Genomic DNA, 24,323 nt, shown 5'->3' with positions numbered 1-24,323 from the left:
TATGAACTGTATGAAAGTAGCAGTGAAATACGCAACAACATTAGGTGGGTGGTTAACACTTTTTTCCTCGATATGCTTATTTTCATCTGGGAGTTATGCCAACGACTCAAAAGCCGATAACTTGGAAGAGGTAAACCCTTATGACTTCTATCAAGGAAAAGAGCTTTCTACTCCAGACAGGAACAGTCCGTTTTATTGGTTAGAGTTACCTTCAGAGGCTTATATGGGGTCTGCCTACCCTGATACTCTGCAAGATGTTCGTGTCTTCAATGGGACGGGAAATGAAATCCCGACAGCGTTGTTTTTTGATACTAATAAATCAATTGCGACGACGAATGTGAACTTTAATTTTCAACGTTTAGTGACGCGTCCAGATAATGTGAATTCTAGCGATAACACTCAATTTGATAGCCAATATTTATTGGTGGAAACCGAACCTGGCAAAACGAATCGTATTGAATTACCCAATCTGCAAAGAAAAGAAAAAACCACTTATCAAGCGTATTTGTTGACGCGTGATCAACTTAAAGAAGCCGGTGTTTTGTCGAATTTAAATTTAGGTTGGGATCAAAGTAACCGAGATTGGCAAGCAAAAGTGTTCGTCTATTTCAGCACCGATAAAAAAAATTGGGTGAACATTGCCGCTAATCAACCTGTAATGAGCTTGAAGCTAGACTCTGGGGTTGTGGCAAGCAATACCATTGAATTATTGAGAGAGGAAAGTACGGGACCTGTTGCACCCTATCTTATGTTAGTGACAGTGAGTACACCAGAAAATGAAATCCCACTTTTACAATCGGTCACGGGAATTCAGTATGTGATGAATTCCTTCCACCGTCAGGAATCTTTCTTATTTGAAGTAACAAATGATGGTATTACGCGAGAGCAAGTGATTTACCGTTTGCCAGCACCTCAGCCGTTGAACGAAATTAGTATTAAGTTGCAACAATCAAATCGAGTTGTGCCACTAAAAATTGAATACATCGCAAACAGTGATGAAGAATGGAAACCGTTAGCGGATGTGATGGTTTTTAATCAAATTAATGAGGGAGACAACGCGAGTAACCCGAATCTCATTATCCATAATATGCAAATTAAAGGACTGAGAATTACTGCATTAAAAGGAAGTTGGGATGAGCTGCCGCCGACAATATATGGCTTACGTGATGCCGTTAACCTCGTTGTGAATATACAAGGTGCTTCGCCTTACCTACTGGTGTGGGGAAATAAACAAGCAACACCGGATAATGTTAACTACACACAACTTATTGGTAAACATGAAAGTGTCGAAGCGGTGATGGAAAATTTCCCTGAAATAACAACGACAGGTAAGGTATTAGAGCTCGGTGGTGTGGAGAAAAAAGTGCAAGATAACCCCGTAGAAGAAGGGGTAAATTGGATGACTATCACGTTATGGGTATTACTTGTTGTTGGAATTCTGGCGTTACTTTATTTTTGTTGGTACTTATTGAAAGAAGTGGGGTCATCAAATAAGCGTAATTCAGATGAGCTTTAAGTAACTCGGATTGCTAGCAAGCTCATCGGGGATGAAGATGGCACTTTATCAGTCATCTAGCGTTATTTTTGAATTCAACATCGTCGACAAAGGATAGAACAATGCCTCAAGGTCAATGCTTATGCGGTTCTGTGAAACTGACTATCTATCACCCTATTGATACCGTCCATGTTTGTCATTGCGGCATGTGCCAAAAATGGAATGGTGGACCGGGAATGACCATCGGTTATGAAGGTGAGCCAAAAATTGAAGGAAATGCGTTAATTACGCGTTTTGCTTCATCGGAATGGGCTGAGCGCGCATTTTGTAAGCAGTGCGGTACGCATCTTTTTTATCATTTACATTCACCGTCAACGTATTACATCTCAGCGGCACTGTTTGCAGAAAGCCAAAATGCCAAAATGGGCACGCAAATTTATATAGATTGTAAGCCAAATTATTATAATTTTGCTGAAAAGACGCCAATGTTAACAGAACAAGATATATTAAATCTCTACAGTAATAATCCAAAAGATTAGCCAAATGGCAGGTATTATTACCTGCTATTTATCTTAAGGTGATTTAAACATTCATTTGTAATGTCAGCATAAAAAATTTCAATTATAATTAGCCTATTCCATTTGAGTTGATATAGCGAACGTTAACATTTTATGCTCTTAAAAAGTTAAATAAAAAATAACTTAACTTTTTAAAGCGTAGAAAGAGTAATTTGAGGAATATGTAATGGATAGTATGAAAGGAATGCGTCATGCCAGTAATATCGCATGGGTATTACAATGGGTTCTTAATGTGGGATTAATTGTGCTGGCTGCTGTGTTGGTTTTCTTTTTAGCTAAAGAAACATTCACAATGGCATCTTTAATGTTTGGGGGAAGCCAAGAAGCTAAAGCCTATGAGCTTTTAGAAGGTATCGTGATTTACTTTCTTTATTTTGAGTTCATTGCTTTGATTATAAAGTATTTTATGTCTGGTTATCACTTCCCGCTACGCTATTTTATCTATATTGGGATCACTGCAATTATCCGCCTCATCATTGTGGACCACAGTGATCCGATGACAACTCTGCTGCATGCTGGCGCCATTTTGGTTTTAGTGATAGCACTTTATATTGCTAATACAGAAAAACTGAAACGAGAATAATATTCTTAAAATTAATTTATCAATCACGCTAAGGGAAATAATAATCATTTCCTTTGGCGTGAAGTTAATTAAATAAAAAAATGACTTAAGTAATATAAAACGAGAGTAAGCATAAGCTAAAATAAAATTTCAGATAATTGGATTAAGAGTAAAACTAATAATATAAGCATAATTAACTAGAGCGATTGGTTGCTTTTCATTCTGCCAAAATAAAATAAGAAAGTGTTTTACTTTTCTAAATGGGTTATTTACTGTGATAAAGCTTCTATTCTAATAACATAAGTAACTTGCAACTATGACAACTAAAACACTACCTAAGAAAAAGGGTTTTTTAAATCGTGTTGAGCGCATTGGTAACGTAATGCCAGATGTGACAATGCTATTTGTTTACGCCCTAGTAATATGTTGGTTTTTATCTTATCTGCTCTCGTTTGTCGATTTCAGTTATCACCATCCTATTTCTAAAGAAAAAATTTCCGTAATTAATATGTTTCAGTATGAAGAAATCATATTATTTGTGACATCAGCGGTTAAAAATTTTATTAATTTCCCTCCTCTTGGAATAACAATCGTTGCCACATTAGGTATTGGGATTGCAGAAAGTAGTGGTTTTATTAACACTGCACTGAAAAAAATGCTTTCTTTAATATCGCCTAAAATGCTGACGCCAACTGTTGTTTTCGTTGGGATCGTTTCGCACGTAGCTTCTGACTCAGCCTATGTGATCTTAATGCCGGTTGCTGCAATGATGTTCTATGCCAGCGGTCGTCATCCTTTAGCGGGTATCGCAGCAGCATTTGCGGGCTTAGCGGGCGGGTTTACGGCAAGTTATACGCCATCGATTATTGACCCGATTATGCAAAGCTTTACGCAAGATGCCGCACAAATGCTAGCCCCAGGCTACAGCGTGAACGTATTGTGTAACTATTTCTTTAGCCTAGGCGGCACGTTTGGTGTCATTTTCACTTGTTGGTTTATTACTGAGAAAATTGTCGAGCCATGGCTAAATAAAAATGCGCCTATCACAAAGTCGGATGTGGATACGGATGCGGAACAAGATTTGAGTAAAATCACACCGCAAGAGCACCGTGCATTTCGCGTTGCTGGGTTAGTCGTCATCGCATTAGCGCTAGGTTTATTTGCGCTATTATGGCCTGAAAATTCACCATTGCGTGGTCCAGATGGCAGCTTAACCAGTCCAAAAGCCCCGATTATGCAGATTGTGGTGCCACTGCTGTTTATCTTTTTTGCACTACCGGGGATTGTGTATGGCTATATGACGAGATCCTTCACCTCGACTAAGGATGTCGTTAAGGCGATGGAAAACATTACCAAGTCATTGATTCCATTTATTGTATTTGCGTTCTTTGCCGCACAATTCTTGTACTCATTCCAGCACTCGAATTTAGGCACATTATTGGCATTATCGGGGGCGGAATTACTGCGGACTTTAGATATGCCATCAGGATTGACGGTATTTGGCGTTATTTTATTAACCGCGGTGCTAAATATTATGATCACCTCGGCGACGTCTAAATGGGCTATTATGGCACCGGTATTGGTTCCAATGTTAATGGCAGTCGGAATTTCGCCAGAATTAACCCAAGCTGCATTCCGTGTGAGTGACTCTGCGATGAACGTGAGTACACCAATGTTTCCGTTCTATCCTCTGATTTTAATGTATTGCCAGAAATATTATAAAAATGCAGGAATCGGAACGTTATGTTCAATGATGATCCCATTCACCATCGGTTTATTAATCACCTTAACAGCAACGTTATACCTGTTCTGGGCATTTGATATTCCAATTGGTTTTGATAGTGGTTATACATGGCAGCCTGCGCAATAAGTAAAAGGTATGTAAAATGAAAGAATTAGGTAAAAAGTTAGAAGAGCGTTTTTATCGTTATGTCGCGATTGAAAGTCAAAGTGATGCTGCGAGTTCTGTGGTGCCGAGTACCGAAGGGCAGCGTGAATTGGCGAATCTTCTGGCGAAAGAGTTAGAAAGCTATGGTTTAAAAGATGTGTATGTTGATGAACATGCCATCCTCTATGCGATGCGTCCTGGCAATAAACCTAATGCACCTAAAATTGGTTTTGTCGCTCATTTAGATACTGTCGATGTTGGTTTATCCCCCGTGATCAAACCGCAAACCTTGGCGTATAAAGGTGCGGATTTATGCTTGAATGTGCAAGAAGATATCTGGTTTAAAACATCTGAACATCCTGAAGCCACAGCTTATGTGGGGGATGAAATCATTTTCAGTGACGGAACAAGTGTACTCGGCGCAGATGATAAAGCGGCGATTACTGTTGTCATGGAGCTGATGGATAAACTGCAAAATACAGATTTTGACTGTGGTGATATTTATGTTGCGTTTGTGCCAGATGAAGAAATTGGCCTTCGCGGTTCAAAAATCATGGATCTTTCTCGCTTCAAAGTGGATTTCGCCTATACCATCGATTGTTGTGCTCTTGGTGAAGTTGTTTTCGAAACCTTTAATGCGGCTTCCATTGAAGTGGAAATCAAAGGGATCACTGCTCATCCAATGTCAGCGAAAAACGTCTTGTTAAACCCAATTCGCGTTGCTCATGATTTTATTGGTTGTTTTGACCGTTTTGATACGCCAGAACATACTGAGCATCGTGAAGGATACTTCTATGTTACTGATTTAGCAGCCAATCCAAATGAAGCGAAGATCAAAATGGCTATCCGCGATTTTGACCGCCCAAGTTTTGAATCGCGTAAACGTTTTATTGCTGAAAGCATTGAACTGATTAGAGCGCGCCATCCTCGAGCAAAAGTGGAATTCAAAATTGATGACGTGTATAGCAATATCAGTGACTCAATTGGTGAAGATCGTACTGCGGTAGATATTATTCTTGAAGCGTTAAAAATTCATAATATTGAGCCTAACATCATTCCGATGCGTGGGGGCACTGATGGTTCAGCACTATCGGCTCGTGGAATTGTGACACCAAATTACTTTACAGGTGCACATAATTTCCATTCGCGTTTTGAGTTCTTACCCATCACGTCATTTGAGAAAAGTTATCTCGTTTCTGAAACCATTTGCCGTTTAGTTGGGCAAAAATGAGGTAGCGCCTTTATTTAAAAGTAAAAGTGCTAGAAGAAATAGTCGCTAATTATTCAGCGGCTATTTTTTTGATAGTGATTTATTTAAGAATTAAATATCAACCATTGAATAATAGTCAATCTAATAGTTTTAATTTAATCTTTAAAAAAGAAGATATGACTAGTTGTTTTTTTCCTTTATTATCCTCTCATTATGCTTGCCATTATTAGGAGAGGTACTTGATTAATATAATAATTATTGATGATAGCAATATTTCCATTCGAGGTATTGAGGCGATTTTAACCCGAAATACGCGTTATAAAGTTGTCGCTGCTTTTCCTTCTATAGATCCTGTGATCACATGGAACCGACAGAATAGAGCCAATATCATTTTAGTTAATCGAGAGCATTGCCATTTTGACTCACTAAAAGCCTTCACAACGATACGTCGTACTCAACCTGATGTAGGGCTGATTATCTATAATGTCCGTCATAATGATACTTTTATTGTGAAAGCGCTGGACATTGGGATCTTTGGGATTTTAAGTACGAGCATTGCTGAAGAAGAGCTTATTGAAGCCATACAGGTTGTAAATGCACGGCAGAAAATCATTTCCCCAGATATCGCTCAACACCTTGCTTTGCAGCGGTTAAACCAGCGTGAACAATTGGATATCTATGAATTACTTTCTGCAAGAGAGTTAGAAATTATGTTGATGATCACTCGAGGTACACCCGTCAAACAAATTGCGGATACATTATCTTTAAGTCCGAAAACGGTAAATACCTATCGATATCGAATGTTTGGTAAACTTAATATCAGTAGTGATGTAGAATTAACACATATAGCAATTAGTTATGGTTTAATCACCGCAAAACAGGATTTATCAGGGTGGAACAACAGTTTGATCCAAAAGTTTTCTTAAAAACCGTCACGAATCAACCCGGTGTCTATCGTATGTATGACGCTGGGGGAACCGTGATTTATGTAGGAAAAGCGAAAGATCTTAAAAAAAGATTATCAAGCTACTTTCGTGAAAATGTCGGAAGCCGCAAAACAGAACAGTTGGTCAAGAATATCGCCTCGATTGATGTGACGGTTACCCATACTGAAACCGAAGCGTTATTGTTGGAGCATAACTATATTAAGCTTTATCAGCCTCGTTATAACGTTTTGTTAAGAGATGATAAATCCTATCCTTATATTTTCTTGAGTAGCGAAACTCACCCAAGAATCTCGAGCCATCGCGGTGCTAAGCACGCTAAAGGTGAGTATTTCGGTCCGTTTCCAAGCTCTTATGCAGTACGCGAAACCTTAGCGTTAATGCAAAAACTATTTCCTATTCGTCAATGTGAAGATAGCGTTTATCGAAATCGATCAAGACCCTGTTTACAGTATCAAATTGGTCGCTGCTTAGGACCGTGCGTGAAAGGGTTGGTCACGGATGAAGAATATGAGCAGCAAGTTAACTATGTGCGTCTTTTTTTAACAGGGAAGGACAAGCAGGTGTTAACAGGATTAGTTGAACGGATGGAAAAAGCCAGCCAAGAGCTACGATTTGAAGATGCAGCTCGTTTTCGAGATCAAATTCAAGCTGTGCGCGCGGTGACTGAAGAGCAGTATGTGTCTGGGGGCGATGATGACCTTGATGTGATAGGTGTCGCATTCGACTCTGGTTTAGCGTGTGTTCATGTCTTGTTTATTCGCCAAGGAAAAGTGCTGGGAAGCCGAAGCTATTATCCAAAAATTCCGGCGGGCACTTTATTAGAAGAAGTGGTGCAAACCTTCTTGGGGCAATTCTATTTACAAGGTAGTGAGAACCGTACATTGCCAGGGGAAATTTTGCTTGATTTCCCACTAACGGAGAAAGAACTTCTGGCAGAGTCACTGTCCGATATTGCGGGGCGTAAAATCCAAATTCAAAGCCAACCGCGCGGCACTCGTGCTCGCTATTTAAAGCTAGCGCGAACAAATGCATCTATCGCGTTATCGACAAAGTTGGCTCAGCAATCCACGATTCAACAGCGTATGGCTGCACTTTCAAAAGTGGTGAATATTGACAATATCTCCCGTATGGAATGTTTCGATATTTCCCACACCATGGGAGAGCAAACGGTAGCGTCTTGCGTCGTATTCGATAAAACGGGTCCTGTGAAATCGGAGTATCGTCGATACAATATTACGGGGATCACACCAGGGGATGATTATGCAGCAATGCACCAAGTGCTTACACGTCGTTATGGCAAGCATCTGGATGAAAGCAAAGTTCCCGATATTATCTTTATTGATGGTGGTAAAGGGCAGTTAGGGCAGGCAAAAGATGTGTTTGATTCCCTTGAAGTGGATTGGGATAAAAACCATCCTTTATTAATTGGTGTTGCAAAAGGCAGTGATCGTAAAGCTGGCTTGGAAACACTGTTTTTAAAACCGGAAGGTGAAGGCTTTGCGCTCCCTCCGGACTCGCCAGCACTGCATGTGATCCAACATATTCGTGATGAATCCCATAATCATGCCATTACAGGACATCGTCAACGCCGAGCTAAAGTTAAAAATACGAGTGCACTGGAATCGATTGAAGGCGTGGGACCGAAGCGCCGTCAAATGCTATTAAAGTATATGGGGGGATTACAACCCTTGCGAAATGCGAGCGTAGAAGAGATCGCAAAAGTGCCCTCGATCTCATACGCGCTGGCAGAAAAGATTTATAATGCATTGAAACAGTAGGTATCTTAGGGCAACATACTAAGGTATCGGTCTTGGACAAAGAGTTAGTGAGCGCGATGAAATTAAATATACCAACGTGGTTGACCCTGTTCCGTGTCATCCTGATACCGTTTTTTGTATTAGCATTTTATCTTCCTGTCAGTTGGGGACCATTTGCTTGTGCGCTGATTTTCGTGATCGCCGCTGTGACGGATTGGTTTGACGGATTCTTAGCGCGTTTATGGAAGCAAACCACAAAATTTGGCGCCTTCCTGGATCCCGTTGCAGACAAAGTTATGGTTGCAACGGCGTTAGTCTTAGTCACTGAAAGCTATGATGTTTGGTATGTGACTTTACCTGCTGCAACGATGATCGCCCGTGAAATCATTATCTCGTCATTGAGAGAATGGATGGCGGAAATTGGTAAGCGTAGCAGCGTGGCAGTTTCTTGGATTGGTAAATTCAAAACCACGGCGCAAATGATGTCATTAGTCGGCTTATTATGGCGTCCAAATCCGCTGATCGAACATCTGTCTATTGCACTTTTATATGTGGCTGCAATCCTGACTTTTTGGTCAATGTTCCAATATTTAAAGGCTGCGTGGGGCGATTTGAGCGAAGCGTGATCGAAATGATTGAAAAAACAGCGAACGATCCAATTATTTCAATAATTGTATTGACTCGATAGGTGAAATCAGTAGAATGCAACGCATCGAACGGCAACGTGGTTTACGAAAATAAATAAGTAAATCAGCCAGTTTGAAAGCAGAAACTGAAAAGTGAAGCTTAAGCGGGAATAGCTCAGTTGGTAGAGCACGACCTTGCCAAGGTCGGGGTCGCGAGTTCGAGTCTCGTTTCCCGCTCCAAATCTTGAAAGAGATTAGGGTGTAAGGCGCGTTAGCAAAGCGGTTATGCACCGGATTGCAAATCCGTGTAGCTCGGTTCGACTCCGGGACGCGCCTCCAAATTCTAGCCCAGGTGGTGAAATCGGTAGACACAAGGGATTTAAAATCCCTCGGCCTTTAGGCTGTGCGGGTTCAAGTCCCGCCCTGGGCACCATATTCAGTAAATGGACCAATCGGTCCATTTTACTTTAAGATTCAAACTGGTCAGTTAGCGAGTCTTTCTGATTAGAAAGTAGTAAAGCAGTACTAAAAATTTAGCCCAGGTGGTGAAATCGGTAGACACAAGGGATTTAAAATCCCTCGGCCTTTAGGCTGTGCGGGTTCAAGTCCCGCCCTGGGCACCATATAAAACTTAGCGGATAATAATCGGCAAGTTAGAAAAATAAAAAGCCACCTTATAGGTGGCTTTTTTGCATCTAAAGATAAAATAATTCCATATTTTCAATGGTATATATCTCAATAAGATTTTTGTCATTTTTCTCCCATTTTTCTCAATTTACCGAAAGACTAAGTAAAAATAAGTAAGTCAGACCTATCCCACCTTGAACTGTGCCAATATCAGCGTTTTGAAAAAGGAGAGGGTGATGTCGAATATGAAAACTGAAATTGTGGTTGTTCGCTTAACAAAACATGAACGTGCGATGCTCGATGCGGTAAAAACCACGCCATTACTTGCAGATTGGTTGAAAATACTCGCTTTTTCTCAAGTAGAACAGCAGGAAAAGAGCCAAGATCCTAAATAAACTGGTCTGTTCACTATGTTTCTTGCCTATACATCTTAAGTATAAGATGAATATCAGGTATATTAGTGTTCGATTGTTAGCTACCAAGAAAAATTACTATGATTATCAAACCTAAAATTCGTGGTTTTATCTGCACTACAGCTCATCCAGCAGGCTGCGAAGCCCATGTTCGTGAGCAAATTGCCTATGTGAAATCTCGTGGTGAACTGAAAAATGGACCGAAAAAGGTTCTGGTAATTGGTGCATCCACTGGTTACGGTCTTGCTTCACGCATCAATGCGGCTTTTGGCAGCGGTGCAGCGACCATCGGCGTATTTTTTGAAAAGCCGGGCAGTGAGAGCAAAACAGGTTCCGCAGGTTGGTACAATGCTGCTGGTTTTGACAAAGCAGCAAAGGAAGCGGGTCTGTATGCAAAAAGCATCAACGGTGATGCATTTTCTAATGAATGCCGTCAAACCGTTATCGACTTGATTAAACAAGATTTAGGTCAAGTGGATTTAGTGGTTTATTCACTGGCTTCTCCAGTGCGTAAAATGCCTGAAACCGGAGAAATTGTCCGTTCAGCATTAAAACCAATTGGCGAACCGTACAAATCTGTTGCGCTGGATACCAACAAAGACGTGCTGATCGAAGCAGTTGTTGAGCCTGCCAATGAGCAAGAAATCGAAGACACCGTGAAAGTCATGGGTGGACAAGATTGGGAATTGTGGATGAACGCGTTAGCGGATGCGGGTGTTCTGGCTGATAATGCACAATCCGTTGCTTACTCCTATATTGGTACTGATTTAACGTGGCCGATTTACTGGCACGGTACTTTAGGTAAAGCAAAAGAAGACTTAGATCGTGCAGCTCATGCTATCAACGAAAAAATGGCACAGAAAGGCGGCTCAGCACACGTTGCAGTCCTTAAATCAGTGGTCACCCAAGCATCCTCTGCAATTCCAGTGATGCCGTTGTATATCTCTATTGTGTTCAAAATCATGAAAGAGAAGGGTATTCACGAAGGGTGTATCGAGCAAATTCAGCGTCTGTTTGCAACTAAATTATTTAGTGGCGAAGCGCCGGATACCGACGAGAAAAACCGTCTGCGTTTAGATGACTGGGAACTGCGTGATGACGTGCAAGAAACGTGTCGTCAAATCTGGAAGCAGCTGAACGATAACAACATCAATGAATTAACGGACTATCAAGGCTATAAAGCGGAATTCTTACGCTTGTTCGGCTTTGGCTTAGATGGCGTTGATTACGAAGCAGATTTAAGCGGCGAAGCTAATTTTGAAGTGAAAGAATTAGTTTAATAGATAATTATCTATTTGCCTGAAAACCCCGAGCACTGGTAAACCGGTGCTCGGGGTTTTATTTTTTGTTATCTAGGATCATAATGTTCAAATTGGCTTTTTATAGAAAGTCTTAAAAAGGGAGTTTCTGGGATGTTGATTGTAGAGATGTTAAGTACCGGCGATGAAGTTCTGCATGGACAAATTATTGATACTAATGCAGCTTGGCTAGCAGATTGTTTTTTTCAGCAAGGTATACCGCTCCATAGTCGCACTACCGTCGGTGATTCCCTTGATAGCTTGGTGACAACATTTCTTGAACGCAGTCTGCATGCGGATGTGATTATTGTGAACGGTGGTTTAGGGCCGACCAGTGATGATCTTAGCGCCCTAGCTGCAGCAAAAGCAGCGGGTGTTTCATTGATAGAGCACCCAGAATGGATTGCTGAGATGGAGCGCTATTTTACCGCTCGAGGTCGCGAAATGCCGGTAACTAACCGTAAGCAAGCAATGTTGCCTGCAAATGCGGAACTTATTGATAATCCAGTCGGCACTGCCTGTGGCTTTTCACTGTATCTGAATGATTGCTGGTTATTTTTCACACCGGGTGTTCCTTCCGAGTTTAAAGTGATGGTCAACGAGCAAATTATTCCGCGATTACGTCAAAAGTTCATATTGCCGGAGCCTCCGCTCTGTCTACGATTAACCAGCTTTGGTCGCAGTGAAAGTAGCCTTGCAAGGCAATTTGATGCGCTAAAATTGCCGAAAGAGTGTGTACTCGGATACCGTTCATCAATGCCAATCATTGAGCTGAAATTGACAGGTCCTGCCAGTCAACGTGATGAAATGGAAAAAGTCTGGCAAGTGATTAAAGCCGGCGTCGGCGATAATAAAGTCTTTGAAGGTACGGAGGGACTTGGGGCTGTTGTGGGGAAAAAACTGAAACAGAAACACTTGTCGGTCGTCACTCACGAGCAGTTTAGTGCAGGACTGCTTTACTGGACATTGAATGCAGCTGGAGCACCGATTATGGACGGCAATATCGCCATGCCTGTAGAGGGTGATCTGAATTTAGCCAATTTAATCCAAACTGCAAAAAATAATACAACACAGAGCGACAGTGAAATCGGTTTAGTTATTGGTGAATACCATAATGGCGATTTGTCATTAGCGTTATCAACGCCAACGGGGAGTTATGCGCAGCGCGTGAAATATTTGCCTCGCCATCATTCAGAATTAGAGAAACAACAAGTCAGTGTGATGTTGATGCTGGACATGCTATCTCGTTGGTTAGATAGTCGCCCTATTATGGGAAATTATGAGTGGCTTGACCAAACTGACATTATCGAAATGTCATTGAGATAATCAGCCGTATGCCACTTTCTGATTATTTGGTCGAGAGTGGCTTATAGGATTATTCACTTGGCGAGATAGTTTCAATCATAAAATTAAGACCTGAAATACCTTTCTCGCACGCTTTATCTTGAAAGACGGAGGGGGCTTTTTCAATCTTACGTTTCAATGCCGTGATTTGATTGGCATAAATATCTGCACCTGCAATGTCCGGATTATCTTTTAAATACTCGATAAATACATCCACGTTTTGATAAAAATAATCACAAGGTTTCTCTGTGACATCAATTTGGGAAAGATTTTTTAAAGAATCAGGTAACATATTTTCTTTGGCTAATTCAATATATTCCCCGTCCTTGACTTGCTGAATGGCAGTATCAACTTTGGCTTTTAAATTAAATAGCATAAAGGTAACTGTCACTAAGGCAACAAGCAAAATAATATTTGCACCGAGACTAATGCCGAGTAAGTATTTTTTCATTCGTATTCTCAAGTTGATATCAATAAATTATTAATAATGCATATCCTTATAAGTAATCTAGCAGCAATTATTTAGACTGTAACTAAGATAATCCCTTAAGGTGAGCAAATCGTATTTTATGCTGATTTGTGCCTTTCTCTATGGAGTTGCTTTAATGGGATGAGTTGATACGTTATGATCATAACAAATTATGAGCATAATCAATTTATGTTAAGAGAGATTTTTAGCATGTTATTGATCGACATGCTAAACGCAAGAACAGCGGTATAAGGAAATTTTAATGGATAATATTACGATTAAAAATGTTGAAGAGATAGCGTTAATGCGGGAGTCAGGGCGGTTACTCGCCAGCGTTTTTAAAATGTTGGATGCGTTTATCGTTCCTGGAATTTCGACGATGGAAATTAACGATAAAGTTGAAAGCTACATTGTGAATGAACTCCAAGCACGCCCAGCCAGTAAAGGGCAATATGGTTATCAATATGTTTTAAATACATCAATTAATGAAGTAGTTTGCCATGGTGTGCCAAAAGTAGATGAAATATTAAAACCTAAAGACATTATTAACGTGGATATTACGTTAGAGAAAAATGGGTTTATTGCGGACTCAAGCAAAATGTATGTGATGCCGGAGGCTTCTCCACTTGCCCGTAAATTAGTGAAAGATACCTATAATGCAATGTGGGAAGGCATTAAGCAAGTGAAGCCCGGAGCGACATTGGGTGATATTGGCTCTGCAATTCAGCACCATGCAGAATCAAATGGTTATAGTGTTGTTCGTGAATATTGTGGGCATGGTATTGGTCGTAAAATGCATGAAGATCCACAAGTATTGCACTATGGGACTCGTGGCAGAGGTGTTGTTCTGAAGGAAGGTATGACATTCACGATTGAGCCAATGATTAACCAAGGTGGCATGAAAATCAAAACCAAAAAAGATGGTTGGACCGTGGTGACTCGAGATAAAAAGCTATCTGCTCAATCGGAGCATACCATTCTAGTCACTAAAGCGGGTTATGAAGTTCTCACTTTACGTGAAGAAGAGCGTTAATACAGCACATCGCCATATCGAGTTAAACATGAATATGGCGACTCTCTTTATTAAGTTAAATTAGCTAGTTAAATTCTACGGTTATTCATTTATTGATACCATTTCATCTTGGGTTATCGTTATTTGATATGCAGTCTGAAGCTTATTACTAAAATTCCCAGTTAAAAGGTAATTTTCATGGATATTGCTCATTTGATTGTGCTATATATCGGAAAATAAATTTTTCTGGTGCTATGTATGTTTAACCTCTCTGAGTTAATTAATGACTCCCCCATTGATTCCATTCTTTTATTTATCGTTACGTTTATTTTATTAATTATTTCCGCTTATATTGGGAAGTATATTTTTAAACGTCGCAGTGCCCATGAGGAACTGGCTGATGATGAAGCTAAAATTATTTTGGGAGCGATTCTATCATTGCTGGGGTTATTAATTGGATTCGTACTCTCCATTTCAATCAATGGCTATAATAATCGCCAACAAACAGAAGAAAATGAAGCTATAGCGATTGGTAATGCATATCAACGCGCGCAATTACTCAGCGGTGATGAACGAGCGGAGGCATCATTACTTATTCAACAATATCTTGAAGCGCGCATCGAGTTTTTTAAGTCAGGGGTAAGCGATGAAAATAATCAATGGAGGATGGCTTCATTAACAAAACAAGGGCAACTTTGGGAAATCGGCGTTAAACAAGCCCAAGCGTCACCGAACCCAGTGGTTTCATCTGTTTTATCTGCTTTTGGTGATCTGTATGTGTCACAGCAAAAAACGATGGCGAGTTGGCGGCACCAAATTCCGAATGCGGCATGGTTTTTATTAATCTTTTTTGCGGTCTGTTCGAATATTTTGATTGGCTACAATATTCGTGGAACAAAAGGAAAAAATTGGTTAATTGTGATTTTGCCATCATTGACGACACTGGCATTATTTATGATTGCTGAAATTGATATTCCAGGAGAAGGGGTGATCCACGTAACGCCGGATGATTTAGTTTTATTGCAAGATTTCTTATTTAAGGATGGTGCTTGGCTGGGAAAGTAAATTAAGCCCCATTGGAATGTCCGTATTACTGAAGTCGTATAAATAGAAAAAACCCTCTGAGTAGGTATCCCCAGAGGGTTAATGAATTATCGAACGATAATACCTAATAGAATTCCGATAGCGCCGAAGTCAGCATCACTAAAGGTGGTATTGGCAATCCCGATATCACCAAGGACTGGCAGTAAGAATACAGGTAAGAATGTAATCAGTAAGCCTTGAGCAAAGGCACCGAGGATTGCACCACGACGTCCACCTGTCGCATTACCAAATACCCCCGCAGCTGCACCTACAAAGAAGTGAGGAACAACGCCAGGAATAATCACGGTCATGTTTAGTGCATACAGAACAAACATGCCTAACACACCTGCCGCAAAGCTACTTAAAAAGCCAACTAATACTGCATTTGGTGCATAAGGGAAGACAACCGGACAGTCTAATGCTGGTTTGGCATTTGGCACCAGTTTGTCAGAAATTCCTTTAAATGCAGGAACAATTTCCGCGATAACCATACGTACACCTTGCAGGATGATATAAACACCTGCGGCGAAAGTGATGGATTGCATCAACGAGAACATGAACCAATTTTTACCGCCACTGACTTCACGAACAAAATCACTGCCTGCAAATAAACAAGTAATGATAAAGATAATGAACATCGTGAATGAAATTGCAACGGGGGTATCACGCAGGAACAGTAAGCTTTTTGGTACATTCATATCTTCAGTTGAATGTTCTTTATTACCAAATTTGCTACCAATAAAGCCAGCTAATACATAAGAAATTGTGGAGAAGTGACCGATTGCAACATCATCGGAGCCAGTCACTTTCTTCATATATGGATGTGCAATGGCAGGGAAGAATACCATACAGAAACCAACAATCAGTGAGCCGACTGCAACGAGCATCGTTCCTTCCATACCTGCGGTAGCTAAGATTACCGCAATCATCATAGACATGAATAAAGTATGGTGACCGGTTAGGAATATAAATTTCCATGGGGTCAGGCGAGCAATCAAGATATTGATTAACATCGCAAAGAACATAATCATTGCCATTTCACGACCGAAGCTTTTCTGTGCAATAGAGACGATAGCTTCGTTGTTTGGTACAACACCGTTAATACCAAATGCGTGTTGGAAAATAGCGGAGAAATCACCTAAAGAACTGACAACCAGACCCGCACCTGCACCTAAAATCACAAAACCCATGATGGTTTTGATGGTGCCTTTAATGCATTCTGTGACAGGTTTTTTTTGAGCAATTAAGCCAATTAAGGCAATCAGACCAACCAGTACGGCGGGTTCTGAAAGCACATCTTGCATCAGAAAACGAAAGAATTCCATGAAGCCTCCGGTTACATCGCGCCGAGTTTCTGTAAAGCTACGCTCAGACGTTCTTTCATCGCAACTTTATCAATCATGTTTTCCAGAGCAACGATTTCGCCGCCAACTTGCTGAGCAACTAATTGTTCTGCAATATCTGTAGTGCCGACAAAAATATCACTCACGGTACCTTTTGCTGAGCCTAAATCAACATGGTCAACATCAGCCGCAACTTGCAGGTCTTTTAAAATTGTCTTGATGCTCATTTCCATCATCAGACTTGTACCTAAACCATTTCCACAAACAACAGTGATTTTCATAATATTTACCTATGACTCAATTATTCATATTTAGCGATGATGTTAAGAATGTCATCTACGTTTTCTGATTGCATGATGCTATCAATATCTTCTTGGTTATCAAAAAGTTCGGCGAGTTTTGCGATAGCGCCAATATGGCTATTGCTATCGGTTGCCGCAAGAACAATCAATAACTTAATTGGATCGTTACCTTCAGAGCCAAATTCAACCCCTTGCTTGATGACAGTTAGTCCAAGGGATAATTGATTTACTCCATCTTCAGGACGCGCATGTGGCATTGCGATACCCGGACCCAATACATAGTAAGGACCGATTTTTTCATGGGATTGAATGATGGCATCAATATAGCGAGGTTCGATGAACTTATTATTAATTAACGGATTACAGGCAATTTTTATCGCATCACGCCAGTCATTGGCGCTCTCAACCACCTGAATCACATTTGGGGTTAATAATGTGGTTAGCATTGGTTTGGCTCCTGGTAAAAAAGAATTATTGTTAGATATTGTAGTAATTGAGTGAATAGTAGTGATCTATGGTAGCGCTATCTAGTTGAATTGTTCATTTTCGTGATAGCGCTATCATTTTGGCTAAATATCCCTAATAAAATCATTTTTAGTGTATTTGTCTGTTAATTAACAAATCAGACCTGTGGTAAGTTATCGCCGTTGAATAATCAGTTTAGATGAATCAAAAGAATTTCATGCAGAAAACCCGAAAAAGAAAGAATACAGGAAGAGTCACCCTACAAGACGTTGCTAAATATGCGGGCGTCGGCTCAATGACGGTATCACGAGCCTTACGTACACCGGAATTAGTTTCGGATAAACTAAGGGAAAAGATCAATGAAGCGGTTGAAGAGCTGGGTTATATCCCTAACTCTGCCGCAGGTATTTTGGCATCAGGTCAAAGTCGCACTATTGCGGTATTAATCCCTTCATTGAGGGATAATGCGAGCTCAGTTTTTCTGCAAGCATTACAAGAAGTCTTGAATAAAAATAACTACCAAGTGGTGATTGGTAGCCATGATTATCAACATAAAAAAGAGTCTGAAGTCTTACTCACGTTATTACAAAGTAGCCCTGCGGCATTCGTCATTTTTGGTGTGGTGAATTCTGAGAGTGCACTAAATACGCTAAATAATTTACCTATCCCTGTTATTAGTGTGACAGGGGATTCTTCCCATCGTTTTTCATTAAATATAAAAAATAACTTGGGGGAAGCAGTCAGTTTTCTCACTCACTACTTGCTACAAAAAGGTCACCAACGTATTGGGTATATTGGTGCACAAATGGATAGCAAAATGCAGAGCCAGCAACTGAGTGGCTGGAATAATACGTTGTTAAAGCATAATTTAAGTGCTGAACAGAGTATTACCACTCCTTATATCGCCACAATGGATTTTGGGCGACAAGCGATTAGTGAAATGTTAACTCGCCAGCCTGAATTAGAAGCGGTGATCTGTAGCCATGAAATGATAGCGCTGGGGGTGATGTTTGAATGCCAAAGACGATTAATCAAAGTGCCTAAAATGTTGGCAATCGCCTGTGTCGAAGGGTCTGAGAATTGTGATCATATTCATCCATCATTGACTTCTGTACGTATTGATTACAGTAAAATGGCACGGGAAACGGCAAAGAAATTATTAAAATGGCTAAGTGAGGCGGAAGAGAATTTTATTAATGAGCAAGATGAGATTATTTTTCCGTATAAATTTGAAGCAAGACAAAGTGGCTAGAAAATAATCTATTTGTTGTATGGCAGTGTGGTTTGGGTCACAAAATTACATAAAGGCTAAAAGTTATTTTTAATCTCGAAATAAGAGTGCTGTAGAGGTCACGGTTTATTTATTCTTCTGTGTTACTTTTTAGAAGTATCTATCTTGAATGCTCGGATTTTGTGCAGAGATAGGTATCTATTTAGCTTGAATGTAGCCATTTTACTGGGGATAAATAAACGATGAAACCAATAAAAACATTAATTTCTGCCGCAATTTTAGTTTCCTGTGGTGCTACTGCTGCAACAACGGGCTCTGAAGTATTAATGGTGCAAAATGGGGGAACGCCTAATAAGGTCTATACCGCTAATAAACCAACAATCAAAGTTGCTACCTACAATATCGGTAAGAATGAGCTGGCAGCGGATGTGGCTAATTTAGATGAACTCAGCAAAGCAATTGCTAAGATTGATGCGGATGTAATTGTATTAACTGAAATTGATAATAAAACTGCTCGTAGTAAAAAAGTGAATCAACTCGAGGAAATAGCCAAAGCTAACAAGATGGATTTTGCGTTTGGTAAGGCGCTCGATTTTGATGGTGGTGAATATGGGGTAGGTATTTTATCAAAATATAAAATTGAAAAATCCCAAGTCGTCAATTTACCCTCTGGGGGAGCAGAACAGCGTGTCGTGTTATTATCACAAATTACTAAGCCTGGTTTTGATTCACCCATTATTATCATGGGAACACACTTAGATTGGCAAAAAGATCCAACCATTCGTATTGGACAAGTTCGCCATATTTTAGATGCGACCATTGGTGATACAGAGACGGGTTTTGATAATATCGCCGCCTCTATTAAAATCCTTGCTGGCGATTTTAACTCAACTGCGAAAGAACAACCGATTGAAGAAATTAGCTATTTTTGGAATCCCGTTGAGAAAAAAGGGGTAAATTATCGAACATGGCCAGCGGTTAACCCTGCCATTGATATTGACCACATTTTTACTTATAAAGGGCAAGTATGGGATGTCAAAAACATGACGATACCGACAGATAGCAAGGATTTTCAGTGGTCGAAAGTCAGTGACCATCTGCCTGTTATTGCAGAACTTGAATTGCAAGAACAATAAGTTAATTTGATGATGAACAGACCTCGATGGGAGGTCTGTTTTGTGCTTTATCGCTTACTTTTGCAATAATTTTTGACGTTGAATAAAATGAGTTTGTGCCGCCCCTAAATAGTTCTCAATTTCTGAGTAAATACGTAAACTCAGTATTTGAAGATCCTGTTCACTCTCCAGAGCCGGCTTAGTTAATTTCATGAATTCCTTCATGAAATCTTTAACTGATAGGAATTTGTTGGCAACATTCGCATAATAATATTGATAAACATAGGACGCTTGAGAATGGCTAAGTTCAGTATTGTTTTTGACGTTGTTGGTTGCGAGTAATAGTAGTTGTGTATTTGTCATGATGGGTCCTATTTTTGTTTTTTCGAATAATACACAAGTTACCATAAATCTTTTATCAAAATTAGTCGGATAATTTTAGTTTTTGGTTTTTAAATTAAACCTAAAAAAGTATTTCTTATTATATCATTATGTTAGCTATTTATTTCCAAGGAAGAATATTGAAGCTTGAAAATCATAATTTAATCCCTGCAAATACTAATGGATTTCAATCGTGTTTAAGAATATTGGGTGCATATTTAATGATATGATTTATTTGGAAAAGTTGTTCTCTGCTTTGCTTTATGCTTAATAAATGCATGTTTTAGGTGTATTCCACTGACTTAGACGAGAAAATGGATTGAATATTAAATTGATTTTTAATTTATTTTAAATTCTATTTAATATTAATGATAGGTATTTTTATTTTTAAATAAATATCCAAGTTTAAATGAGAAATAAAAATAAGGAATAGTTAATAAAAAGGGATAAATTAATTTATCCCTTTTTTGTGTATAAAAATTATTATATTAACCTTTTAGCTCTCTAGCACATTGTTGTAAATGTTTAAAAGAAGCAAAACGGGTTTCATGATGTAATTTAAATTGTTTATTTGCTTGATAGGTTAGGTCAATATTAGCGAATTGAGCCATGGCTTGTGCAACATTCTCACAAACGCCTCCAGCAACAGCGCCTAGAATTGCAGAGCCTAATAATACAGGTTCACTCGCTTGTGTAGAAATCACGGGAACTCCACAGGCATCGGCAAGTAGCTGACGGATTAATGGATGTTGACCCGCACCGCCACTAATTGCGATATTTTGGATTTTTGCGCCTGACTGGGCTTGAGCTTCAATAATCTGTCGCAAGCCATAGCCAATACTACAGACACCTGCGGTATAGAAGGCGAGTAAATTATCAAAACTATTATCCATCGTTAAACCCGCAATGATTGCTTTTGCATGTGGGTCTGCAAAGGGGGCTCGATTGCCTAAAAATTCAGGAACAATATGAATGCCTTCCGCTAATTCAACGGCTTGAGATGGGCTGTTGGACTTCTCTAACACCTTATCCGCTAGCATTACTGGTAATGGCTTACCTTGCTCTTTAGCCATTGCTTTGGCTTGCGCTGCCATTGGGTGTAGTGAGAGAAGTTGGTCAATGGCGGCACCAGCAGCACTTTGTCCACCTTCATTGAGCCACATACCCGGTACCATTGCGGAATAATATGGGCCCCAAACGCCGGGAATAAAAACCGGCTCTTGTGTTGTCGTCATCGTGCATGAGGATGTACCGAAAACATAGGCCATATTAGCGGTGGCATCACCATTTACTCCGACGGTGCCAATGCCACCTGCATGAGCATCAATCATTCCTGCGGCAACGGGGGTTCCGATTAATAATCCCATTTCTTCAGCGGCTTGCGCGGTTAAACCATGACCATTTGGTGTACCTGGTTCAACAATATCCTGACCGATCCGAGCAAAATTTTCATCAGCGAGTTCAGTGAGACCAATTTGGCGGAAATAGTCAGTATCCCAGCGCTGTTCATGGGCAAGATAGGTCCATTTACACGTCACCGTACACGTGGAACGCGCTAAAGAACCAGTTGATTTCCAGGTAAGGAAATCTGCCAAATCAAAAAATTGCCACGCGTCATCATAAGTTTGGGGGCGATTTTCTTTCAGCCAAAGAATTTTTGGAGTTTCCATTTCTGGCGAAATCTTACCTCCGACATAGTTTAAGACAGGATGCTGTAAACTATTGATGCGCTCGGCTTGCTCGGTCGCTCGGTGATCCATCCAAACAATAATATTGCGCTCCGGATCTTCACTTGGGCTGACTGAAATAGGTTGCTGGTTTTTATCTAAAACAACCAGAGAACAGGTCGCATCAAATCCAATTCCTGCGACCCGTCTCGCATCCATTTTGGCTTCCGCCATAGCTTGTTTCACACAATAGCAAACCGCCATCCAAATTTCGTTGCTGGATTGTTCCGCAAAGTTAGCGCTATCACGGTAGAGGGTAATATCGTGTTTAGCGGAAGCGAGCATGTTACCGCACATATCAAAAATACCTGCTCGCGCACTTCCTGTACCGACATCAATCCCAATGACGACGTCGTCATTTTTGTTTTGCGTAGGGCTGTTCATGTGTCCTCCCACAATGTGTGTTGTTATCGGTAAAATTAGAGGTCAACGCTGTTAGGAAGAATGACCAGATCACGGATGGTGACATTTTTTGGGCGAGTTAACATGAATAAAACGGCTTCAGCGACTTCAATCGGTTGCATTAAGCTGCCATTGGCTAATGCTTCTTCCATTTTTTCTTTTGGCCAATCATCGAGTAACGCCGTCACGACTGGACCCGGTAATACGGCACCCACACGAACACTATATTGAGAAACTTGGCGGCGAGTCGAATGAACAAAGGCTTGAACTGCAAATTTAGAGGCCGTGTAAATCGGCTCCCAGATAACGGGTACCATACCTGCGATTGAGCTAGTAAACAGGACGTCCCCTGATTTTTGTTCAATAAAGTGAGGCAGAACAGCGCGAACACTACGAAATGCAGCATTGATATTGAGGTTTAACACTTTATCCCAAACATCAGGATCCCCTTCAGCAACAGGACCGCCAATATAAGCCCCTGCGTTTGCATGGAAAATATCTAAGCGACCCGCTTTTGCTAAAATAGCATCTAACATGCCATCTACTTGTTCAGGTTTCATTAAATCAACGACTAGCGGGATTGCACTGTCACCTAATTCAGCAACTAACTGATTTAATCGTTCTTCTGCTCGGTCAATTAAAACGACTTTTGCGCCAGCTTTAAGTAGGGTACGTGCGCACTCAAGTCCAATACCAGAAGCCGCACCTGTAATTGCGGCAACTTTGTTTTCTAATGAGATAGCCATGATGTTCACTCCGGATAAGTTAGTTAATCAATAGAGATGTAGGTTGAATATTAGAAATTATTTAATTTTAGTCAGTTACGAGGGAATTTGGCGGTGTGTATTCATTGAGTGAGAATGCAGGCAAAACGCCATATCAACTCGATTCTAGGTTAATTTCGATGTAAGCTCAATCGATAGAGCAGTATTGCGACTTTTACGCTTTGGTGTCAAGCTAGGAAAAAATGGAGGCATGAATTTGTGAGCAAGATCAGACAAAATAAGAAAACGACGATCTATGACCTTGCAGAGTTGGCAGGGGTTTCAGCCAGTGCCGTTAGCGCAGTATTGAATGGAAATTGGCAAAAAAGACGTATTAGCGCGAAATTGGCTGAAAAAATTATACGCTTAGCAGAAGAACAAAATTATTCAGTTAATAAACAAGCGAGTTTATTACGTAGTAATAAATCGAAAATTATTGGGATGTTGGTGCCCAAATACGATAACCGTTATTTTGGTTCGATTGTGGAACATTTTGAAGAAATGGCGCGTGAGCGGGGTTTGTTTCCTATTATTACGTGTACACGAAGGGACCCCCAGTTAGAGTTGGAAGCCGCGAAGGCCATGTTGTCTTATCAAGTGGATTGGTTAATCTCTACAGGGGCTACAGATCCCGATAAAATTACGCAAATTTGTCATGCATCCGGCGTTCCGACATTAAATTTAGACTTACCCGGTACACTGGCACCTTCGGTTATTTCAGATAACTATCATGGTGCAAAGCAACTGACGCTCAATATTTTACGAAAAAGGCACCAAAAAGTAGCCTCATCGGAGTCGTTAGTCTTTGTGGGAGGGCGAGAAGATGAACATAATACTCTCGAACGAATTCGAGGATTTATTGATGCTCATAACGCATTAAATATTGATGTTCCTTCCCACCATATTTGGACGTGTGGTTATGCGCCTGAAAAAGCGGAGCGAGCGTTGTCTGCGTATTTCTCACATCAACAATCTATTGATAACACTAAAAAAATAGCACTGTGCGGATTATTCGTTAACTCAACCATTTCATTAGAAGGTGTGATGAGATGGTTAATACAAGAGGGTTATACGGAGAAGCATCAACCGCTAATGGGATGTTTTGACTGGGATCCATTTGTTGCACTGCTAGGTCATGATATTGATATGGTTAAACAGGATGTTCCTGCCATGTTAGCGCACGTTTTCCAATTGATAGAATCAGGGGAAAGTCAGCCTAAACTGATCGAAGTGATGCCAATCACGGTAGGAAAAATAGCATAAAATAAAGTCAGGCTTAAAGTG

Annotated in this window: 23 protein-coding genes and 4 tRNA genes; 20 read left to right on the top strand and 7 right to left on the bottom strand. The window is 40.3% G+C overall.

Annotated features, from left to right (window positions below; translation table 11 throughout):
- The first annotated feature begins 1 nt into the window (after window position 1).
- The 15 genes from PR766_RS13180 (at window position 2) to PR766_RS13110 (ending at window position 12,727) form a co-directional block, all read left to right on the top strand.
- On the top strand, window positions 2-1,516 hold the full coding sequence (locus PR766_RS13180; RefSeq protein WP_224120688.1) for a DUF3999 family protein: 1,515 nt from the start codon (window positions 2-4) through the stop codon (window positions 1,514-1,516).
- 101 nt (window positions 1,517-1,617) lie between these two features.
- Window positions 1,618-2,034, top strand: a complete 417-nt coding sequence (locus PR766_RS13175) for a GFA family protein (protein WP_154636470.1) — start codon at window positions 1,618-1,620, stop codon at window positions 2,032-2,034.
- 214 nt (window positions 2,035-2,248) lie between these two features.
- Window positions 2,249-2,656, top strand: a complete 408-nt coding sequence (gene psiE, locus PR766_RS13170) for a phosphate-starvation-inducible protein PsiE (RefSeq protein WP_006662005.1) — start codon at window positions 2,249-2,251, stop codon at window positions 2,654-2,656.
- Window positions 2,657-2,951: 295 nt separating this feature from the next.
- On the top strand, window positions 2,952-4,505 hold the full coding sequence (locus PR766_RS13165; RefSeq protein ID WP_006662004.1) for an AbgT family transporter: 1,554 nt from the start codon (window positions 2,952-2,954) through the stop codon (window positions 4,503-4,505).
- 16 nt (window positions 4,506-4,521) lie between these two features.
- Window positions 4,522-5,754 carry a peptidase T gene (gene pepT, locus PR766_RS13160; RefSeq protein WP_154636471.1) on the top strand — a complete coding sequence of 411 codons (1,233 nt, stop codon included), beginning with the start codon at window positions 4,522-4,524 and terminating at the stop codon, window positions 5,752-5,754.
- Window positions 5,755-5,972: 218 nt separating this feature from the next.
- Window positions 5,973-6,659, top strand: coding sequence for a LuxR C-terminal-related transcriptional regulator (locus PR766_RS13155; RefSeq protein ID WP_006662002.1), 687 nt, complete (start codon window positions 5,973-5,975; stop codon window positions 6,657-6,659).
- Complete coding sequence (uvrC, locus tag PR766_RS13150) at window positions 6,626-8,458, top strand: excinuclease ABC subunit UvrC (RefSeq protein WP_006662001.1); 1,833 nt, start codon at window positions 6,626-6,628, stop codon at window positions 8,456-8,458. Before PR766_RS13155 ends, uvrC begins: the two co-directional genes overlap by 34 nt.
- Window positions 8,459-8,514: 56 nt before the next feature.
- Entirely contained in the window at window positions 8,515-9,063 is a 549-nt protein-coding gene (gene pgsA / locus PR766_RS13145; RefSeq protein WP_006657588.1) for a CDP-diacylglycerol--glycerol-3-phosphate 3-phosphatidyltransferase, read from the top strand.
- Between the two features lie 164 nt (window positions 9,064-9,227).
- Window positions 9,228-9,303: transfer RNA gene (locus PR766_RS13140), tRNA-Gly, on the top strand.
- A gap of 25 nt (window positions 9,304-9,328) precedes the next feature.
- Window positions 9,329-9,402: transfer RNA gene (locus tag PR766_RS13135), tRNA-Cys, on the top strand.
- Window positions 9,403-9,409: 7 nt separating this feature from the next.
- Window positions 9,410-9,496: transfer RNA gene (locus PR766_RS13130), tRNA-Leu, on the top strand.
- A gap of 103 nt (window positions 9,497-9,599) precedes the next feature.
- Window positions 9,600-9,686: transfer RNA gene (locus tag PR766_RS13125), tRNA-Leu, on the top strand.
- 240 nt (window positions 9,687-9,926) lie between these two features.
- Window positions 9,927-10,085, top strand: coding sequence for a hypothetical protein (locus tag PR766_RS13120; RefSeq protein ID WP_036960633.1), 159 nt, complete (start codon window positions 9,927-9,929; stop codon window positions 10,083-10,085).
- 98 nt (window positions 10,086-10,183) lie between these two features.
- Entirely contained in the window at window positions 10,184-11,383 is a 1,200-nt protein-coding gene (gene fabV / locus PR766_RS13115) for an enoyl-ACP reductase FabV (protein WP_006659406.1), read from the top strand.
- A 132-nt stretch (window positions 11,384-11,515) separates the two neighbouring features.
- Window positions 11,516-12,727 carry a nicotinamide mononucleotide deamidase-related protein YfaY gene (locus PR766_RS13110; RefSeq protein ID WP_036965107.1) on the top strand — a complete coding sequence of 404 codons (1,212 nt, stop codon included), beginning with the start codon at window positions 11,516-11,518 and terminating at the stop codon, window positions 12,725-12,727.
- 49 nt (window positions 12,728-12,776) lie between these two features.
- Here PR766_RS13110 and PR766_RS13105 read toward each other — a convergent pair whose 3' ends face one another.
- Window positions 12,777-13,196 carry a hypothetical protein gene (locus tag PR766_RS13105; protein ID WP_006659408.1) on the bottom strand — a complete coding sequence of 140 codons (420 nt, stop codon included), beginning with the start codon at window positions 13,194-13,196 and terminating at the stop codon, window positions 12,777-12,779.
- A 280-nt stretch (window positions 13,197-13,476) separates the two neighbouring features.
- Between PR766_RS13105 and map the strand changes: the two genes are divergently transcribed.
- Both map and PR766_RS13095 read left to right on the top strand, forming a co-directional pair.
- Entirely contained in the window at window positions 13,477-14,247 is a 771-nt protein-coding gene (gene map / locus PR766_RS13100) for a type I methionyl aminopeptidase (protein ID WP_006661998.1), read from the top strand.
- Window positions 14,248-14,484: 237 nt separating this feature from the next.
- Entirely contained in the window at window positions 14,485-15,291 is an 807-nt protein-coding gene (locus PR766_RS13095) for a bestrophin-like domain (RefSeq protein WP_006661997.1), read from the top strand.
- Between the two features lie 86 nt (window positions 15,292-15,377).
- On the opposite strand, the gene PR766_RS13090 is transcribed toward PR766_RS13095, so the two are convergent.
- The 3 genes from PR766_RS13090 to PR766_RS13080 are packed head-to-tail and all read right to left on the bottom strand — an operon-like array spanning window position 15,378 to window position 17,400.
- A complete protein-coding gene (locus PR766_RS13090) occupies window positions 15,378-16,634 on the bottom strand; it encodes a PTS ascorbate transporter subunit IIC (RefSeq protein WP_006659411.1) in 1,257 nt (418 codons plus the stop codon).
- Window positions 16,635-16,645: 11 nt separating this feature from the next.
- Window positions 16,646-16,933, bottom strand: coding sequence for a PTS sugar transporter subunit IIB (locus PR766_RS13085; protein WP_006659412.1), 288 nt, complete (start codon window positions 16,931-16,933; stop codon window positions 16,646-16,648).
- Between the two features lie 20 nt (window positions 16,934-16,953).
- Window positions 16,954-17,400 carry a PTS sugar transporter subunit IIA gene (locus PR766_RS13080; protein WP_006659413.1) on the bottom strand — a complete coding sequence of 149 codons (447 nt, stop codon included), beginning with the start codon at window positions 17,398-17,400 and terminating at the stop codon, window positions 16,954-16,956.
- Window positions 17,401-17,636: 236 nt separating this feature from the next.
- Between PR766_RS13080 and PR766_RS13075 the strand changes: the two genes are divergently transcribed.
- Both PR766_RS13075 and PR766_RS13070 read left to right on the top strand, forming a co-directional pair.
- Window positions 17,637-18,671, top strand: coding sequence for a LacI family DNA-binding transcriptional regulator (locus PR766_RS13075; protein WP_006661996.1), 1,035 nt, complete (start codon window positions 17,637-17,639; stop codon window positions 18,669-18,671).
- Window positions 18,672-18,892: 221 nt separating this feature from the next.
- Window positions 18,893-19,786, top strand: a complete 894-nt coding sequence (locus tag PR766_RS13070; RefSeq protein ID WP_006661995.1) for an endonuclease/exonuclease/phosphatase family protein — start codon at window positions 18,893-18,895, stop codon at window positions 19,784-19,786.
- 54 nt (window positions 19,787-19,840) lie between these two features.
- Here the strand turns inward: PR766_RS13070 and PR766_RS13065 are convergent, their stop codons facing one another.
- The 3 genes from PR766_RS13065 to PR766_RS13055 form a co-directional block, all read right to left on the bottom strand.
- A complete protein-coding gene (locus PR766_RS13065; protein WP_154636472.1) occupies window positions 19,841-20,128 on the bottom strand; it encodes a hypothetical protein in 288 nt (95 codons plus the stop codon).
- 506 nt (window positions 20,129-20,634) lie between these two features.
- Complete coding sequence (locus PR766_RS13060) at window positions 20,635-22,257, bottom strand: FGGY-family carbohydrate kinase (protein ID WP_154636473.1); 1,623 nt, start codon at window positions 22,255-22,257, stop codon at window positions 20,635-20,637.
- A gap of 35 nt (window positions 22,258-22,292) precedes the next feature.
- Window positions 22,293-23,021, bottom strand: coding sequence for an SDR family oxidoreductase (locus PR766_RS13055; RefSeq protein WP_006661992.1), 729 nt, complete (start codon window positions 23,019-23,021; stop codon window positions 22,293-22,295).
- A 237-nt stretch (window positions 23,022-23,258) separates the two neighbouring features.
- Here PR766_RS13055 and PR766_RS13050 point away from each other — a divergent pair, with 237 nt between their 5' ends.
- Complete coding sequence (locus tag PR766_RS13050) at window positions 23,259-24,302, top strand: LacI family DNA-binding transcriptional regulator (RefSeq protein ID WP_230086846.1); 1,044 nt, start codon at window positions 23,259-23,261, stop codon at window positions 24,300-24,302.
- Window positions 24,303-24,323 lie beyond the last annotated feature (21 nt).

The organism is Providencia sp. PROV208 (genome assembly GCF_028479465.1).
Classification (GTDB): Bacteria; Pseudomonadota; Gammaproteobacteria; order Enterobacterales; family Enterobacteriaceae; genus Providencia; species Providencia alcalifaciens.
The sequence above is the reverse complement of the archived record's forward strand: the minus strand, read 5'-3'. Positions and strand labels throughout refer to the sequence as shown.